Genomic DNA, 16,687 nt, shown 5'->3' with positions numbered 1-16,687 from the left:
AAGTTGCGGCGTCAGTTGCGGCGTCCGATCACGGTGGGCCGTCCGGGTTACCGACATAGGCCAGCTCGATATCCCAGAGGATCTGGTCGTATTCCTGGAGCAGCTTCGCGACGGCCAGATCCACCGCCGATTCCGGGTGCATTTCAGCGAGCTGCACCATTTGCACCGGACCGAAGACCGAGGTGGTGACATTGACGTCGCCTCGGCGCAGGGACGTCTCGGTGTCGGCACCGGGCCACGAGAGCACGCGCAGCACCCCGACACCTCGCAGATCGGCCACGGCGCGGCTGACGGTGCGCAGCGCGCATCCCAGGTGGTGCGCCACGGCGTCCTGGGGGACGTAGGCGTAGCTCCATCCCGTGACCGGGTCGTGCTGGGTGTCGGGATGCCGCAGGTAGCCCGCATAGACGTCGCGGGCCCGCTGGGGCAGCCGCCGGAGAATCGCGGACACGGGGACGACCGGTTGGTCCACGGGGGTGCCTCCGCTACCGGGGTACCCGGCGCGTGCGGGCCCCCGCCCTGGGGCGCCCCCGGCCTGCCGGACGCCACTGGCCGCTGGTCTCGTCGTAGACCTCGGTCCGCATACGTCCAGATGCGGACCTCTGCTGCTCGACGGGCTCCTGCTCCTCGCTGTCGGACGGCACCGCGACGGCCGTCTCCGCGCGGGGTAGCGACGCGAGCGCGGTCGCGGCGGCGGCACGGGCAGAGACCAGCGTCCGCTCCGTGCGGACGAGCGCGGCCCGCAGGTTCTCGATACCGGCGGCCACCTGCTGAAGCTCCGTCAGGAGGTTGAAGGCGCGGCCGAAGAAGTCCACGACGTCGTCGTAGTCGGCCTCGGTGAGCGCGACGACGTCGCTCGTGCGTCCCGTCGCGGCAGGCACGGCCTCGACGGGTGCAGGCTCGGCCGGTTCGGGCTTTTCGAGGCCGAGGTCCGACCACGTCTGCTCCAGCAGAGCGCGGGCGAGGTCGTACACCGGGATTCCGGCGGCGAGCGCCTCGCTGGCCAGCACGCGCAGCTCGTCGCCGTACTGACCGTCGGAGGTGATGACCAGCAGCATCGGATTGGGCCCGCCGGTCAAAACCGTCAGCAGATCCTCCGAGGGGTTCGGGCTGACCTGCCAGTCGTCCGGGTCCAGCAGCGTGGCCCGGATCGCCTCCTCCGCCTCGAACGGGCTGTCATCGGCGAGAGCGAGGAAAGCGTTCTCGGTGCGGACCGCCCACTGCCAAACGGCCTCGACTCCGGCGGTGAAAAGGCGCTCCCCGACCGGGAATACGAGATGGACGTCGAACTCTCGCGACTTCGCGAAATAGCCCTCCGCGTCCTCGGGGCCGTAGCCGAAATGCTCATTCAGGGCGTCGCAGACGAGGGTGTCGCGCACGGTTCCGTCGCCGACGACTCCCACCGTCACCTGTCGCAGACTCATGGCCTACCTCCTTGAGGGGTCGGGGGGTCGATCCTGCGCCGCTGTCCCAGGAGGGTGAAAATGGATCTCAGCGTGTTGACCCGAGTTCACTCAGACGCACTAATTCGTAAGCCATCCGATACAACGAATCGCAGAAAATCAGACCCCGTTCGGCGGAGTGCGGTCGCGCCGGTTGCGTACGACGGTGACCGCCGGGGAGTCTTCGGCGGTACCGGCACTCCAACGCTGGAGCAGGGCGACAGCACCGGCGACGGCCAGTACGGCATACACCTTGGGGTGGTGGTAGGTGACGAAGAGATACGCCAGAGCGCTGACGATGAGCGCGAAGAGAACCGGACGTGCGACGCCCCCCACCCACGGGGAGAGCAGGGGATAGATAATTCCCGCCCAGAGAAGGAAAACGGCGAACGCGTAGATGAGGAACGCGGTGATGGTCATGGGGTACCCTCCGGCCATACGAGATCGAACTGTGCTTTGGCCACAGGCAGCAGGGATTCAGTACCCGCCCCGGCCGACAAGGCGCGCAGATGCGCCCAGGCTTCTTCCCGCGACGCCCCACGCTGCTTCAGCACGGCGACTATTTCCTCCGTCGCGGAGAACAGCGCCAATTCTTTGGTGATCCTGTCGTGCGGCATCATTTTCCTAGAGCGCGGACGCATAGAGGATCTGGTACGAGGACCCTTGCGGGAGGTAGTGCCGAACAGCCTGGTCCAGACGGTACCGGAGCAGGTTGAGCCCCCGGTAGTAATGGCTGCGGGCATTCACCGTGCTGTTCTCCCAGAGATACTCTGACCCCGGCGAGTTACCGTCGAAATACGGCAGGAGAGCAGCGCCCTCCTCGACCAGGACGCCATACACGTACATTTCCCAAGAGCTGGTCAGGGTGACGCGGACGCCGGACGGCAGAATCGCGTACCAATTCTGACCGGACGCATCCGGAACGACGTCCCCGGTGGAGTACGGCATGCCGGACACCCACGGGTCGCGGGTGGCCACGGCGTCCGTCCGGCGCCAGTGCTCCGGTGCCAGATCGGACGGCGAAACATTGCTGTAGACGAAACTCATGTCATCGGCGGACCAGCCGACCCGGAGAATTCCGTCGCCGCTGAATGTACGGCTGGTCGTGAAAGTGACCGAAAGACGCTCCCAGGTTCTGGGCACGCCGAGACCCACGTATCCCGTGCGCGTTCCGCGTACGTACTGCGTACCGTCGTAGAACCAGCACGTCACAGGAGCTTGCCCGAGAAACGCCTTTACCCATACCGACGCGGTGTACGTGGTGCCCGGCTTGAGGCCCGTGACGGCGACGGTGTTCCCGGTGGGCCCGGAGAGCATTCCTGCGGTCGTGGCGCCGTACCATCCGTCTGCGATGAGACTGGAAGTGGTGACCGCGGGAATCGTGTGCGAAAGAACCGTCACGGTGTTTCCACTGTATCCTGTGACGGATTTCGTCGTGAGGGTGTTGGGCAGGCCGGATGTGACGACGGGCGACCAGCCGCCGATACCCGCCATGAAACCGGGGTTCGTCGCGAGGTTGACCCGGTCAGCGCGCACCTTCACGACGATTTTGCGGGGTTCCTGCCAAGTGCGGGCCGGTGACGCCGGATGGACGGCTGGATTGACCGTCGTAGGGGTGGAGATGCGGTGCTGGTCTGCGTAGAACGCCATGCTGCTCTGCGCACTGCCAGCGATCACTACGGGAACGACGGCCGCCCACGCGGCGGTCGCTTCCAGGGTCAGACGCGCGGCGGGCGTCTGCCAGTGAAATCCCGCCGTCGAGGTCACATCTACGTACGTGACAGCGGACGCCGACAGCAGGTTGAAGGCCGCGTCGTACCGCAGCACGTCGCAGCGCAGTGTGAGTCCGGCGGACTGGGCCGCGATGCCGATTGACGCGCTGACCGGCGTGCCGCCCACTACGGCCACCAGGCCGAGAAGGTTGGGCGACACCGTGAAAATGGTGGGCCCGGTGCCGACCGGGGGCGGGGTCGGGAATGCCTGTTCGCCGGGCAGAGGCGGGTTGGTCAGGAGCTGCGCATAGTTCTGCCGCAGATCCCTGACGTTCTGATAGGTGCCGAAACTGCGCACCAGGTCATAAGAATTACTGACCGGCGGGAGCTGGTAGAGGTATTTCCCTGAGTACCGCCCCGTCACCACCGTGTCAGTCGACCGGCTGTAGCTCGCCCCGGCGACGGCCGTGGTGTAGCACATGCGGCCTTCGTAGCTGGACTGCTCGACGGTGAGGAGATTTCCGGTGCGGGTCCTTTCCATCTGGGCGCGGTCGAATCCGTAGCCGGTGGCGGCGCTGGCGGAGTTGGAGAGGATTCCGACCCGCGCGAAAGCGGCGCGGCCCCAGAGTTTCCCGGCGGGGCCCGGCGCGTATTCCGTGGGCGCTGCGCCGGTGATACTGGCCCGGAACCATCCCGGCGTCGTGCCGTCCGGGGTCGCCGGGCGGATGCTCTGGGAGTTCACGTAGGCCATCGCGGGGTCGTAATAGGCGGCGGCCTTGTAGGGCACGACTCCGAAATCTGCGAATGCCCCTGGGAGTCCGACCGAGGCCATGCTCGCGGCACCTGAGGATGTGGATGTTCCGGAAAGCGGGAGCGCGGTGTTGGTGATGACGACTGGCGTGAGTGAGCCGCCGGTCCCGCTCGTCCCACTGAGTGAAATGGGGGTGGACATCACGGACTCCGTTCCAGCACGCCTACGCCGTATTGCGTGGCGTTGTCGGTATTCGCCACGGTCAGGAGCAGGGTGTCAAGTGCGGGGCCCTTTCCGGTGACGTTGTACACGCTGATACTCGTCGGGGTCACCACGACACGGATGCGCATTCCATTGGTGAAGGTGAATCCGCCGGTATAGGTGCCGAGAGCGGTGATCGTGGACCCCGTGACCGCGCCGCCGCTGGTGGTGTAGACGCATTTGGTGAGCCGGGTACGGGATGCCAGTAGGTATGTGCCGCCGCCGAACCGGAAGACGACGCCCTGTTCATACGTGGCGTCCGCAGGGCCGGAAATGAACGTCGCGTAGATCTCGTCGCCCGTGGTGAGCGTCGCCACCCACGAGCGGTTGAACCACAGCATCCGCCCGACTTTCCGCGAGGCGGCGCTGTCGTCGTACCACGATGTGGGGCGGGCGATGGCGTCGACCGCCGTCCAGTCACCGATGCTGGTATTCCACGGAATGGGTACACCCGTTTGCTGGAATGCTGCGACGGCGGTTCCCGGCGGTGCCGATCCGGTGGACCTCGGATAGGTCTGGTCGACCTCGAACCGGTCCAGGAATGCCGGGGTGTCCGTGGTGACCGACGAGGCCAGGAGAACTCCGAATTCGTTGAACCATTCGATGAACGCCCGCACATATTGTCCGGTGGCCGTGGCGCTCCGGTATTGCCACATGCTGAACGTGAGATTGGTGACGTCCCGGCCTGTCCAGGCCCACCACAGATTGTCCGTCGCGTACCCGGTGGGAGCCTGCCCGGCGGGGACGGTCAGCGTGGCCTCGTACTGGTGGCCGCGCCAGGCGGTGACCGCGCCGACCGCGTAGGGCGCCGAGCCGCTCCAGGGGGGAGTGGACGGCAGCGGGATGCCGTAGTGCTGGACCATCTGCGGGTCCGGGCTGGTGGAGGTGGTGAGCTGTGTGCGTGCCCATCGGGTGGGTGCCGTGTCCGGCTGGTCTGCGGTGGTCGGCACCAAGGCCCGGTAGCTCTGCCCGGCGTAGGTGACCAGTGTGCCCTGGGGGTAGGCCGTGGTGGCGTTCCAGGCCGTGGCCACCGGCGGCCCCAGGGACTGGAGTGTGAGGTCGCCCGTTCCGGTGCCCCCGGTGGTGACCCGCAGGGCGTTGCGCAGCCCCTCGCCCTGGCGGCCGACTGCGGCGCCCGCCAGGGCGATGCTCTGGCTGCTCTGAGGGGCGGTCACCGGGGAGACGGCGGCGGTGTACCAAGTGCTCTGGCCGCCGGTGAGCGGATTCCACTCCGGGCTGGTGGCGCCCAGGGTGACGGCGCCGGGCGCGATGTAGGTCCAGAAGCTGTTGCTGGTGGCGGAGCCGGTCGGAGCGTGTCCGGCCGTCAGCACTCCCACCTGGCTGATGACCCAGTAGTCGGCGCTCATTTTGTAGCCGCCGGACACCGGGTTTTTGCCGGTTGCGGTGAAACGGAGAACGTTATTGCCCGAGAACAGGGGGAGCTGGCCCAGATAGACGGCGGGTGACTCCTGGAGAGTTTTGCTGTAGAAATCCAGGGGCCAGCTCACGCCCGGAATCCCCGACCCGTTCAGGGTCACCGTGACGGTCGCGTAGTCGGTCGCCATGAGCGACGCGAAGGAAATGTCGTAGACGCCAGAGGTGGCGACGGAGAAGGTTAGCTCCATCCACTGGCCCTGGGCACTGCTGGTCATCAGGTAGTGGGAGCCGCCGGACAGAACCGCGAAGCTCTGTTTGATGACACTGCCGCCCGGCGAAACGGCCGAGCCGGACGGAATCGTGAGATTCGTGGCGTAGTACCGGGTGCTCGGGCCGCTCGCGGCCTGATACAGGAATCCGTTGGAGGTGACGTAGTCGCCGACCAGGTACGGGGTGTCCTTGTCCCACACGGGATAGACGGGGCTCTGGAATTGCGCCTGATCGACGTCGAGCATGCGGTTGTAGCCAATGGATACATCGGCCGTCCAGCCGGTGAGTGAATTCACCAGCTCGGCCACACCGGAGGCCGAACCGCGACTGTCCGCCAGTTCTGCGGCACGTGCGACGTACCTGCGGCGCAGATGCGGCAGCGCCGGGAGGTCACGCGCGATGCCGATGTCCGCCGCGCGGCGCTGCAATTGCGCGTCGCTCATGTGCTCGGTGTCGTTCAGCCACAGCAGCCTCCGGTTCTCCGTGCGCATGACGTCGAGATAGAACCCCAGCACCGCCATGAATTTCTCCAGTGCGGAATTCACCGGGACGTCGGTGGCCGTCGTCTCGGTGTCCTGGACGCGGTAGGGGCGGGGCACAAGGTCGTACATGCGCCCGGAGTTGCCCCATTCCTGCGGGGCGAGCCCGACCGCGCCGCCGACGCGGACCCACGGTGTGGTGGCGTAGCTCCGTGTCCAGTACAGCGGGCTGACATCCGGGGCCTGCCCGGTCGAGGGCTGGATCGCCTGGTAGTCGAGCCCGGCGTAGCTGGCCAGGTCGCCCTGGGTGTAGGTGTACGCCGCCTGGTAGGGGTCATTGGGCGTGGCGACGTAGAGCGCGTAGTAGTAGTAGCGGCCCGGTGTGCAGCGGGTGTCGATGTGGGCGGTGGTGCCGCCGGTGGCGGCCTCGTCCACCAGGACCAGGCCGTCACTTTCGTCGGCGGGGATGCCGTAGGAACTGCGGATGAGCCGGAGCTGCGTCCAGCCCTTTGCGCCGGGAGCCGGGGCCGTCGCGGCCTGCTGCGGTGTGGACCAGGTGACGTGCAGAACGCCGTAATCCCATTGCTCGGCCGCCATCGTCCCGGCGGAGAATTCCACCGGCACAGTCGCACCGTAAACAGCTTTTCCGTAGAGGTCGATTCCGTAGACGGCCATTTACACGGTCTCCCGTACGAATGTGACGGACAGCCGCATCTGGCTCCACACGCTGCCGGAATCCGGGGTCGGGCCCTGCTGGCTCTGCACCAGGAGCGGATCTCCCTGGGACCAGCTCCCGCTGTAAAGGAGATTCACACGGTGGGGGTTGGCCGATCCGAGGGGGAGGCTGCTGGTGTGGGCAGCCACCTCCGTACCGGCCACGAGGATACGGTTGGTCGCCGAGTGGAGCACGGTGGAATTACCGGTCGGCACATCGGTCCAGGTGCTGGCCGTGATATTCCACCACCCGGTGCGCGGGCATACCACGGAACTTCCGCCGGTGAAAATACTGTCACTGTCGAAATCCGCCGTGGACAGATCGTAGGTGGACCAGCGCACAGCACTCTGTGGGATCAACTGGCCGGAATTACGGACCTGCAAAACGGGCGGCAAACGCACACCACCGGGGACCTGACCGGGCAACGTGGTGACGGCCGGTGGCTGGCGGCGCTCCAGGCGTACAACGTGGGCCTGGAGCGAATCCAGACGGTCCTTGACCGAATTCCACGTGGTGTGTGCCGCCAGGTCCCCGAGGTTGCTGAAATTCGCGTCACCGGTGTACGTCCACGTATTCGGATTCGCACCGACGGCCTGCTCGATCGCGGTGACCTCGTCCTGGAGGGAGTTGACGTGGTCGGCGAGAACGTATTCGACGGCGTCACGGTGCGCGGTATAGGTGTGCACGGACACCGGGTACAGGGCTGTCACGGCTGCTCCTAGATTCCGCCGACGGCGTTGGCGCTGAGGGTGCCGACCACGGGAATCTCCCAGGGGCGGCAGACGATGTCGGCGGTGCCGGTCTGAGCGAGATCGGCGCGCGCCATCATGGTGATTTGTGCGTAGTCGACTCCGGGCACCGCCACCAAGGCGCCGTATACGGCGGACAACGGGAGGCGTTTCCCGAAGTCAGTGGAATCCGGTGCCAGGAGATTCTGCACGGCCTGACGGCAGGCAAGCAGGGTCTCCGCGCGCCGGTGCCGGGAATTGACTCCGATCAGCAGCGGTGCGGAGGCGGTCCCGAAATTCACCGGCACGAGCGTCCCGGTATAGACGAGAACTTGCGTTCCTGCCACCGCGCGGTCGCGGACGTACGCGGTCACCTGGTCGCGTTGAATCTGGGACGGCGCGTTATTGGATGGACCCATGACGTACAAGGCGACCGACGTCGCGGACTGGGACACGGCCGAGGCTTTGGCGATTCCCGGAATTGCCAAAGCCAGGTCCGCGTAATCCCGCCGTGCCACCGCACGGTCGCGGGTGCGGTACATTCGCGGCGCGTTTGCCCGGATGAGCCCGATCGGCTCCTGATCGGCGCCCCCGGTCATGGCGCTGGACGCCGCCACCGTGACGCCGACGACAGTCGTCGCGAGATCGCGGATCGAATTGGCCGGGATATTGCCGTACGCGCCGCCCCCGACCCGATACGCGGCGGCGATGCTTAGCCCCGTCGCGGGGATCGCCCCATGGACCGTGTCACCGAATTGCACGGTGACGACACCGGCGTCATCCACGTCGGTGGCGTACACCTGGTCGGCGCCGGACGCGTTCGCCAGACTCGTGACGTACTGCCATTCCGTGGCGCCGTCGGCGGCTTCGACCACGACCCGCAGGGTGTCCGCGAGCAGCGGGCTGGCGGAAAGGACGAACAGCTGCCCCGCCTCTCCGGTGGAAATTCCCAGATCCTCCACGGTGAGCGTGCCGAGCTGACCGCTGCTCTCCACGAGTTGGATCTCTCGGGTGCCCTGTGTGAGGCCCTCGGTGCAGGTCACGGAGGCCGTTCCGCCGGACGCGGGCACCGTGATACTGGAATCCGTCTCATAGATGACCGGCCGGTCCAGATCGTAATTGAAATCGGTGATGATCTTAATTCCGGCGGGAACGGTCACCGGCACGGTCTGCGTCACCAGGGTCTGGAACGTCACAGAGCCGATCGCTGCCAGAGCGGCGTAGGGGGTGTACCCGAGAGTGCTGGCGATGGCGAGAACGGAGGAGCGCTGAGTCGCCGTGCTGAGAAACGCCTCGTCCGCCACACGGTCCTGGTAGAAACTGGAAATGTCCCCGAGGTAGGAGAGCATCTCTACGAGGACGACACCGAAATCGGCGGCCGACCGTGACGTCCATTCTGGAAAGACCCTCGAAGCGTGCTGGAAGAGGGCGTCCCGGTAGCCGGTGAAATCACGGGCGGTGTAATCGATCTGGGCAGTGAGAGTGCTGTCGGCCACAGGGCATTCCTTCCGGTGTGCCAGCGGGGCCGAGTAATAGTCAATTGCTGGACGTCGATGTACCGATTCTATGGCTGCGCATAGTGCCGCCCGGTAATTAGCTGACCGTCACGGCGACCTCCCCTCCCACGGCCACCGACACCGTCTGATAGCGGTCCAGCTCAGCGCTGGGCACGTCCGCACGCCCCACGCCGACATCCACCGTGACCAGGCCGAGCCCGAAATCGATCGTCGGTGTCACGGTGGTAATGACGGCGGACGGCTCGAATTCGGTGACGGCGTCGCGCACCATGAGTTGCAGCTCGGCGCTGGCCACCTCCGGGTCGGGTGCGAAGAGCACCTCGCTGGTCGGCACACCGTAGGTCGCCCGCATGGGCCGCTGTCCTGGGAGCGTGCCCACCAGCGCCCGTACTCGGTCGCTGGTGGCCTTCGCCGGGTCCTGGACGACCGCCAGTGACCCGTCGGCGGCCAGCGCGAAAGGGATGGCCATCTGCACCGGCTGCCCCGTTCGCCTCGCCGTGGGGCGCGGGGCACCGGGGCCCACTGTCGGCCCGGCCGGTGCCATCGCCACCACGAGTGCCGTGACCACGGCCTGGGCGTACGCGTAGAACGTCTGGGTCCGCCTGGCGGGCTGGGCCACACTGGTCAGGCTGAGATCCGCGTCGAGGTACATCGCCTGCCGCAGCGCGGTGGACAGGGAAAGCTCCACTCCGGCACCGCGCGCATTGTGGTTGGCGATGTTCGACGGCTCGGTCCCGGCACTGCTCGCGGGAGGCGCCTCGCAGCGGAAACCGGCGGCCTCCAGCTCCTGGCGGACCAGCGCCGCGCTGTAGGTGTCCAGGCCGCCCACGTACGTGAGGGGAGAAGCGCCCGCCCGGCCGTGCCAGCTCACCGTGAAACTGCTGGCCGCCGTCAGCGCCAGCGCGGTCGGCGCATCGAAATTCGCGGCCGTGATGTGAAGTTCGGAATTCCCGGACGTCCTCACCGCACTGAACGTGTAGAAAGCGCCCCCGGTACCCGCGCAATACTGCGCGAGCTGCGTAGTGGGCGGTTCGATGGCGCCCCCGTGAATGGCCAGGTGGATGAGCTGGCCGGGGCCCGATGTCGGCCGGGACGCGATCTCGTAATCCACTCCCGGTGTATTGGCCGCCGCAAGTGCAGCGAAATTGGGGTAGGTGTCCGGCACGGATTCCTCCTATGCGATCCGGGCGGTGAGTCCCGCCAAATGCACGGTAGTACCCGCAGACCCGTGCGGGAAAACAGCGTTCAGGGTACGGTCCACGGCAACGCTGACCCGCGCCAGCGGGCTGGAAAAAGGCCGCACCGGCTCCACGGCGATAAGCACGGACCGGAAATTCGCCGTACTTGCGGCACTGTCCGACCGGAACATCGCCGTCGCCGTGTATGTGGTTCCGGGATTCAGGCCCGTGACGGCGAAAGCGGTGAAAGGCGAGACGCGAGCGGTGCCCGTGCTCAGAAGCGCCCGGTCGGCGGACTCGGCCAGGACCGTGGTCGCGCCCTGTGTGATCCGGGCGGACATGGTCGCGGAATTCGCCGATCCCGACGACGACGTCTGCGCTCCCAGTGTGACGATGACCTGGCCGGTTCCGGGCGCCACGAAGTTCATGACCGGGCCTGCGGTCGAGCCGGTGAGCGACGCGGTGAAGGCGGTCGAGGTCGTCGTGCCGGGGTCGGTCTGCATCGCGGTCACCGCCTGGGCGCCGTACGCCGTCACCAGATTCGACGCACCGATCTGGTAGCCGGTGTACAGCGGCGTCGGCACGCCGCCGGGCAGGGACGCGAACGGCACGGCGACGCCGGTCGCCGGGGGCGACGCAGCCACGGCGAGGCCGTCGAATTCGAGGATGCCGTCCATCCGCAGGCGGCACACCGGCGGACCGTCAGGAGCGGTCCCGCCGCTCCACCCGGCCGCGAGCGTGACCGGCGCCCAGGGATTCGGGTTCAGATTCGGCAGGAAGATCGGGAAGTTCGGGTCGCCACCCCGGAAAGCGGCGAATACGAGATCCCCGGACCGCACGAAACCGGCCTGCATGGGACGGGCCCAGCCGGTGACCGCGCTCCCCGATACCTGCGGAATCCTCAACCGCGCGCGGCCCTGCCCGGAAGGGTCGGCCGTGTCGGCCACGATCGCGTCGTAGAAGAGCCCCTGGCTCATATCGCCCCCACCGAGACCGCCCGCCAGCGGCCGTTCACCAAATTGCTGCCGTAGCTGCCGGGGGGAGCGATGGACTGGGCGGGAAGGTCCAGAGCGTCGGCACCGTTTCTGCCGAGCAGGAGCGTGGTGGTGTAGTCGGTGCGTGAGGCGGAGAAATGGTCGATGGTGAGCGTATGTGTTGCCTCCCGGACCATCCACGTGCCCTGGTGCGACTCGGAGATTCCGTCGCCGCGCAGATCCACCAGCGCGCCGGGCTTCAGCCGTGTGTCGCCGTTGGTCACCGCCTGCGCCTGGACCCACAGGAAAGTGCTGGCGCTGGACAGCAGCCGCTCACCCTCGGAGTAGTCCGCCACGGGGAGCTGCGAATACTGCTGGTCCAGTGCCGCGCGCACCGGGCGCCCGAGCCGGTCGGTGCGCGCGGAGGTGAATGTCGCGGTGCTCAGCTTCTGTGACTGCGTGTTGAGCGCGGTGGTGGTCAGCCGGGAACGGACACCTCCGGCCGGGTCGGTTTCACCCGTCACGCCCGAGAACGCGCGCAGGCCGTCGATGAGACCCGGAATTTTCCGCATCCAGAATTGCGGCAGACTTCCGTCGCTCGTCGGCAGGTATGTCGACTCCCGCACGAAATGCATGGTCGTGCCGTCCAGATTCAGACGGTAGGAGCATCGATCCGCCAGGTCGACCAGGAACTGCCAGTCGCTGCCGGACTGCATACGCTGACTGAAATGCTCGTCGGAGATTTCGACCCAGGGCAGCAGACAGTTCTCCTGAGAAACGGTGCGCGCCATGTAGGAGCACGAATTGTCCTGCCACAGCCGGTTGGCGTGGCTCTGCATCGGCATGGACGCACCGACGCAGGTGTACTGCACCGGCACCAGTGTGAGCCCGGCATACCGGGGGTCGGATTCCGTGGCGAGCACCCTGGACGACGCCACATAGCCGTAAAAGTCACCGGGGTCGTCGGTGTACCAGCGGTACCGGAAATGCACCGGCGTATTCTCCTCCCACAGGGCACCGGCCGGGGTCCGCCAGGACTGCGAGGGGAAAGCCCGCTGAAGATTGGTCATGACGGTGATCACCGCCACGGGGTGACTGCTCTGCGCGAGATACAGCGTGACGTCGCTGATCCACGACCCCGGATCGATGACCGGGGTCGCCATATCGGCCGTCGGCGCTACGGTGCTACGCCACACGGGGAATCCTGATATGCGTGCCGGGGGCGACGTCCGCCCAGTCGAGGACGTGCGGATTCGCTTCCGCGATCATCCACCAGCTCGACTCGGAGCCGTAATAGTCGGCCGCGAGAGAGTCGACCCGGTCACCCTGCTGCCACAAATAGTCGTTGACTTGCAGCGTCATCGCCGTCGGTACCCGGTGCACGATGTACTGCTGCGTGGCGCCGTTGCGGTCCTGGACGAGCGCCGTCACATTCCGCTGGTAGCGCGAAGTCCGCGAAATGAGCATCAGGGCTCCACCAGATTCCGGTCGGTCATCAGCAGCGCCATGGAAACGTTGACCACACACCGCACGGGAATCATGCGCTGCGTCCAGTGCGTGTACTGGATTCCCAGCGTGTTGATGTACCCGTAGTAGCGCATCATGCTCACCCCGGTATTGAAACCGGAAGGGTCCAGGGTGCGCACCGGGCAGAAAACAGCGAAAACCGGGTTCAGTTTCATGACGCCGTACGTCTGCTCCGGATTCGCGTTGGCCGTGGTGGTGGAACTGGTCGTCGGCCCCGGCCCCAGCGTCGTAGTGACCCCGGAGTTGTTCGGCCCTTGCCCCGGTGCGTAGGGAACCTGCGTCGCGGACGGCCGCAGCGTCGCCTGCGAGATACCCACGAGACCGAAAATCGCGGTGATGTCGGAATAGCAGCCCATGGCGGCTTCGGGCCTGTTCCAGATCTGCGGGTTCGCCACCTCGTACGTGCGGTCGAAAAGCAGTGAGAAACTGATGCTCGCACCGGTGATCCCGAGAACCTGGCCGGTATCGGCATCGGATTTCAACTCGGTCGGCAGCGCCGTCGCATTGTCATTGATGTTCACCGACCGCGACTCGGACAGATCCGACGGGTTGTACAGGAAATTGACCCTGTAGCGCTTGGCGCCCCGGCTGCCCGTACTGGGATTACGACGTGTGGCAGTCTGAAGGAAACCGCGCTGGAATGCCGTGGTCTGGGAGCCGTGAACCTGGCTGAGACGCAGGATACGCTTGTCGAACGCCGGGTTGGTGATTACCGATGACGCCATCAGTACCCTCCCATCATTTTCCGCACACGGTCATCGGCGGTGACGAAATCAACGAACTGCGTGGCAGCCTGCCGGGCCCCGCTCGCGGTTGCACCAGGCTGCATCGTGATCACGATAGATCCGGCATCGAAATTCAAGTGAACCGCACTGCTCCCCGTACCGCCGCCGGAATTACGGGCAGCCGGATCAGAGGTGCGCAGCGAATCCTTCAAAAGCGCCTGCCGCACAGTGTGCGCCGTGTTCTTCTCCAGAACCATTTCGCCCTTGTGCAGCCGGGCGTCCTGGTCGTCCGGGATCTCAAAAGCACCCGAGCGGTACCAGTGCACGGACGAACCGGCCGGAGATCCCTTCGGGTTCTGCCAGAAAGCCCACGCCTTCTCGGGGTCCCCGTACCGGTCGTGGATGTATCCGAGTCCCCACCGGATCTGTGTGGCGGCGCTGGTTTTCCAGTCGGGCCCGGCGGACGCCATTTTTGATCCCGGCAGTGCCTGCGGAATCCCCCATGCCTGGGAACTGGGATTGACCGCCTTCTCATTCCAGCCGCTCTCGTGCTCCCAGAGCTGGTAGAGCGCGTCCCACTCCCTGCCGGTCCAGCCGTACACGCTCGCCGCCAGGCTTTTCCCGAGGGCCTGATTCCCCTTGGGGTTGGACGGCCCTGCCGGGATGCTGGCGCCCTTGCTCACGGTGTTCTGGGTGGACGGTGACGCGCCAGTCGACGTCGTCTGCTGGACGCTGCCGCCGCCTCCGGCGAGCGCGGCGGCCAGGGCGTCGATCTCCTCTGTGCTGCCGTAGGCCCCGCCAGCCCCGGTGGCCGAGGTCTGCGTACCGGTCGAGGTCTGCGTACCGGCCCGGTCACCGGAGGAGTCCGAGAGGGTGTCGGCGAGGGTGCCGACGCTGCCGACGATCCGCCGGGCACGGCCGTAGAGATTCGGGTCGAGAGCGCTGATCTTGACGACGTCGCCGCTGTGCGGCGCCTGAATGACCTGGCCGCCGCCGATGGCCATCACGACATGGGACAGGTCGGGGTAGAAAAGCAGGTCGCCGGGCAGGGCGTCCTTGACCGGCACTTCCTTTCCGGAATTGATCTGCCGATAGGTGGTGCGCGGAATGTTCACGCCGATGGAGCGGTACGCCGCCTGCGTCAGACTGGAGCAATCCCAACTGTCGGGGCCCTCGGCGCCGAAAACGTACGGCTTCCCGAGCTGCTTTTCCGCGAACCCAATGGCCTGAGCCGCCTGCGGTGATCCCGAGCCGGACGCCGACACCTGCGGACCTGAACCGCCCTGACGGGATTTCGGGGCGCCGGAGTCACCGCCGAAGATTCCGCTGATCGCACTACCCGTCCATTTCAGCGCGGATTTCGTGCCGTCGTATCCGGGAACGTAATGCCCGACCTGGTTGGCGAGCCCCAGCGGGCCGCCGCCCTCCAAGGCGCCGGAGAACTGGGCCAAGAACTTCCTGAGAGGCTCCATGACCGGCTTGAGCAGTTCACGGATGTCAATGAGCGTATTCGCGGAGGAAATCGCAGCCGTGATGTACGACGCCGAGGAGTCCAGCTTCCCTTCACGTTTGGCACCCTCGGCCCGGCGCTGCGCGTCCAGATAGGATTCCGCGACGCCCGGCGCCGCGTCCTTGAGGGTGTCCCGCGCCTTGTCACCGGTCTTCCCGGATTTCGCCGCGTTGGCCAGGAGCGTATCCACATCAGACTGCGACATGTTCTTGTTCTTCGTGCGCAGCCGGTTGGACAGCGTCAGATAGTCGGCGGCGCTCTGAATTCCCTCGCTGCCGATACCGGCCGCGTTCCCGTAATTCTCCAGCGTGGTCTGAAGGCTGCCGCCCTGGGCCAGCATCGCTTTCATCTGCTCCGTCGTGAGCTGCCCCAGATTCCTCGGCGACACTTGGGAGAAGAGCGACGCGAACGTCTGCTGCGGAGTTGCTTTCCCTCCGCCGGGAGAGATCGACGGGGCCAGGCCGAACATCTGCCCCGCGTAATAGGCCCGTGCCGTGCCCATCTGAGCCTGGAGCTGCGCGGCACCGGCGATACCCATCTCGGGACTCACCAGCGCCGACGCGGCTGCCGCACGCTGCATCGTCGGCATATTCGAGAAACTGTTCTGCCGGTACAGTGCCGCCATTCCCGTGAAGAGGTCGGAGTCCGAGGTGGCGACATTCTGGAACCCGGATCTGAAGCCCTGCCCCGTGGCGCGCTCCGCGCGGTCTCCGTAACGTCCGGTGAAAGAGCCGGTGCCGAATCCGCCGTACAGGCTGACCAGGCGCCCGTACTGGTCGACACCGGAATTGAAATCACGGATCGACGTGCCGTACCGGCCCATGGCTCCGGTGACGGTCGTTGCCGCCGCCGCAGCGGCTGCCCTGATCGGTTTCGTCTGCGCTCGCAGAGCGGCGGCGCTCGGAGTGCCGCTGGTGGCCTGCCGTTCGGCGATACGGTCCAGGGAATTCCGGTACTGGAAATCCAGCCGGTCGCGCTGGGCGTTGAGCGCGTCCCGGCTGCGCGTGAATGTGGCGTCGGCCGCCGAGACGCGCTGGTCACGCAAATCGGTTGATGCCCGGTATTGCAGGTTGGAGATATTCGCGCGCGCGTTGATCGCGTCGGCGCGGGCCTGGGTCATTCCGCGTGCCGAGAGCTGCCGGGAATAGGTGGCCTGCTGGTTCTGCCAGCGAGCCTCCGCCAGGCCGTGCGCACGCTGCGCGGCGGCACGGGCGGAGGTGTGCGCGTTCTGGGCGTCGGCCAGGCCCGAGGTATACATGCGCTGCTGCTGATCGCGCCGGTACTGCCACTGGGCCTGGGCGCTGGCGGACATGCCCATCGTCGGGGCGCCCCCGTGCCCCGCGCTGCCGCTGCTGCTGCCTCCGGCGGAGCGGGACACCCCGCCCAGCAGCCGCACCCACGAGCTGCTGGACGCCGTCATGGCCCGCGTCAGGGCGTCAATGGACGACTGGAGAGAGTTCGCGCCGGTCACCCGGCCAGAGCCGGGACCTGAAGGCCCGGCCGGTGGTGGTGGCGTAGCCA

General features: G+C 66.6%; 14 protein-coding genes. All 14 read right to left on the bottom strand.

Translation table 11 applies throughout. The features are described from left to right. Positions 1 to 28 precede the first annotated feature (28 nt). Positions 29 to 472, bottom strand: coding sequence for a hypothetical protein (locus BGM09_RS00695; RefSeq protein WP_188279340.1), 444 nt, complete (start codon positions 470 to 472; stop codon positions 29 to 31). Between the two features lie 13 nt (positions 473 to 485). Continuing rightward, positions 486 to 1,424 (bottom strand): hypothetical protein, encoded by a 939-nt coding sequence (locus BGM09_RS00690; RefSeq protein WP_188279339.1) that lies wholly within the window; start codon positions 1,422 to 1,424, stop codon positions 486 to 488. A 138-nt stretch (positions 1,425 to 1,562) separates the two neighbouring features. Next, a complete protein-coding gene (locus BGM09_RS00685; RefSeq protein WP_188279338.1) occupies positions 1,563 to 1,862 on the bottom strand; it encodes a hypothetical protein in 300 nt (99 codons plus the stop codon). Beyond that, positions 1,859 to 2,059: a hypothetical protein gene (locus BGM09_RS00680; RefSeq protein WP_188279337.1), complete on the bottom strand. Its 201-nt coding sequence runs from the start codon at positions 2,057 to 2,059 to the stop codon at positions 1,859 to 1,861. Before BGM09_RS00680 ends, BGM09_RS00685 begins: the two co-directional genes overlap by 4 nt. Positions 2,060 to 2,066: 7 nt before the next feature. Beyond that, positions 2,067 to 3,941 carry a hypothetical protein gene (locus BGM09_RS00675; RefSeq protein ID WP_188279336.1) on the bottom strand — a complete coding sequence of 625 codons (1,875 nt, stop codon included), beginning with the start codon at positions 3,939 to 3,941 and terminating at the stop codon, positions 2,067 to 2,069. Between the two features lie 164 nt (positions 3,942 to 4,105). After that, positions 4,106 to 6,916, bottom strand: a complete 2,811-nt coding sequence (locus BGM09_RS00670) for a carbohydrate-binding protein (protein ID WP_188279335.1) — start codon at positions 6,914 to 6,916, stop codon at positions 4,106 to 4,108. Positions 6,917 to 6,967: 51 nt separating this feature from the next. Continuing rightward, positions 6,968 to 7,717 (bottom strand): hypothetical protein, encoded by a 750-nt coding sequence (locus BGM09_RS00665; RefSeq protein WP_188279334.1) that lies wholly within the window; start codon positions 7,715 to 7,717, stop codon positions 6,968 to 6,970. A gap of 8 nt (positions 7,718 to 7,725) precedes the next feature. Then, positions 7,726 to 9,231 (bottom strand): baseplate J/gp47 family protein, encoded by a 1,506-nt coding sequence (locus BGM09_RS00660; RefSeq protein ID WP_188279333.1) that lies wholly within the window; start codon positions 9,229 to 9,231, stop codon positions 7,726 to 7,728. Between the two features lie 97 nt (positions 9,232 to 9,328). Further along, positions 9,329 to 10,417, bottom strand: a complete 1,089-nt coding sequence (locus BGM09_RS38705; protein ID WP_188279332.1) for a poly-gamma-glutamate hydrolase family protein — start codon at positions 10,415 to 10,417, stop codon at positions 9,329 to 9,331. Between the two features lie 9 nt (positions 10,418 to 10,426). Continuing rightward, positions 10,427 to 11,407: a phage baseplate assembly protein V gene (locus BGM09_RS00650; protein WP_188279331.1), complete on the bottom strand. Its 981-nt coding sequence runs from the start codon at positions 11,405 to 11,407 to the stop codon at positions 10,427 to 10,429. Continuing rightward, positions 11,404 to 12,600: a hypothetical protein gene (locus tag BGM09_RS00645; protein ID WP_188279330.1), complete on the bottom strand. Its 1,197-nt coding sequence runs from the start codon at positions 12,598 to 12,600 to the stop codon at positions 11,404 to 11,406. The genes BGM09_RS00650 and BGM09_RS00645 overlap by 4 nt, the downstream gene beginning before the upstream one ends. Further along, entirely contained in the window at positions 12,590 to 12,871 is a 282-nt protein-coding gene (locus tag BGM09_RS00640) for a tail protein X (RefSeq protein WP_188279329.1), read from the bottom strand. The genes BGM09_RS00645 and BGM09_RS00640 overlap by 11 nt, the downstream gene beginning before the upstream one ends. Next, complete coding sequence (locus BGM09_RS00635) at positions 12,871 to 13,656, bottom strand: hypothetical protein (RefSeq protein WP_188279328.1); 786 nt, start codon at positions 13,654 to 13,656, stop codon at positions 12,871 to 12,873. Before BGM09_RS00635 ends, BGM09_RS00640 begins: the two co-directional genes overlap by 1 nt. Then, positions 13,656 to 16,478, bottom strand: a complete 2,823-nt coding sequence (locus BGM09_RS00630) for a C40 family peptidase (protein WP_188279327.1) — start codon at positions 16,476 to 16,478, stop codon at positions 13,656 to 13,658. Before BGM09_RS00630 ends, BGM09_RS00635 begins: the two co-directional genes overlap by 1 nt. Between the last annotated feature and the right edge of the window lie 209 nt (positions 16,479 to 16,687).

It is taken from the genome of Streptomyces sp. CBMA29 (assembly GCF_014596445.1).
GTDB lineage: Bacteria > Actinomycetota > Actinomycetes > Streptomycetales > Streptomycetaceae > Actinacidiphila.
The sequence above is the reverse complement of the archived record's forward strand: the minus strand, read 5'-3'. Positions and strand labels throughout refer to the sequence as shown.

Bases quoted from the DNA above. Each gene is read 5' to 3' on its own strand.
- BGM09_RS00690 (WP_188279339.1), bottom strand. From the start codon at position 1,424: ATGAGTCTGCGACAGGTGACGGTGGGAGTCGTCGGCGACGGAACCGTG.
- BGM09_RS00685 (WP_188279338.1), bottom strand. From the start codon at position 1,862: ATGACCATCACCGCGTTCCTCATCTACGCGTTCGCCGTTTTCCTTCTC.
- BGM09_RS00680 (WP_188279337.1), bottom strand. From the start codon at position 2,059: ATGCCGCACGACAGGATCACCAAAGAATTGGCGCTGTTCTCCGCGACG.
- BGM09_RS00650 (WP_188279331.1), bottom strand. From the start codon at position 11,407: ATGAGCCAGGGGCTCTTCTACGACGCGATCGTGGCCGACACGGCCGAC.
- BGM09_RS00640 (WP_188279329.1), bottom strand. From the start codon at position 12,871: ATGCTCATTTCGCGGACTTCGCGCTACCAGCGGAATGTGACGGCGCTC.
- BGM09_RS00635 (WP_188279328.1), bottom strand. From the start codon at position 13,656: ATGGCGTCATCGGTAATCACCAACCCGGCGTTCGACAAGCGTATCCTG.
- BGM09_RS00630 (WP_188279327.1), bottom strand. From the start codon at position 16,478: ATGTCCGCCAGCGCCCAGGCCCAGTGGCAGTACCGGCGCGATCAGCAG.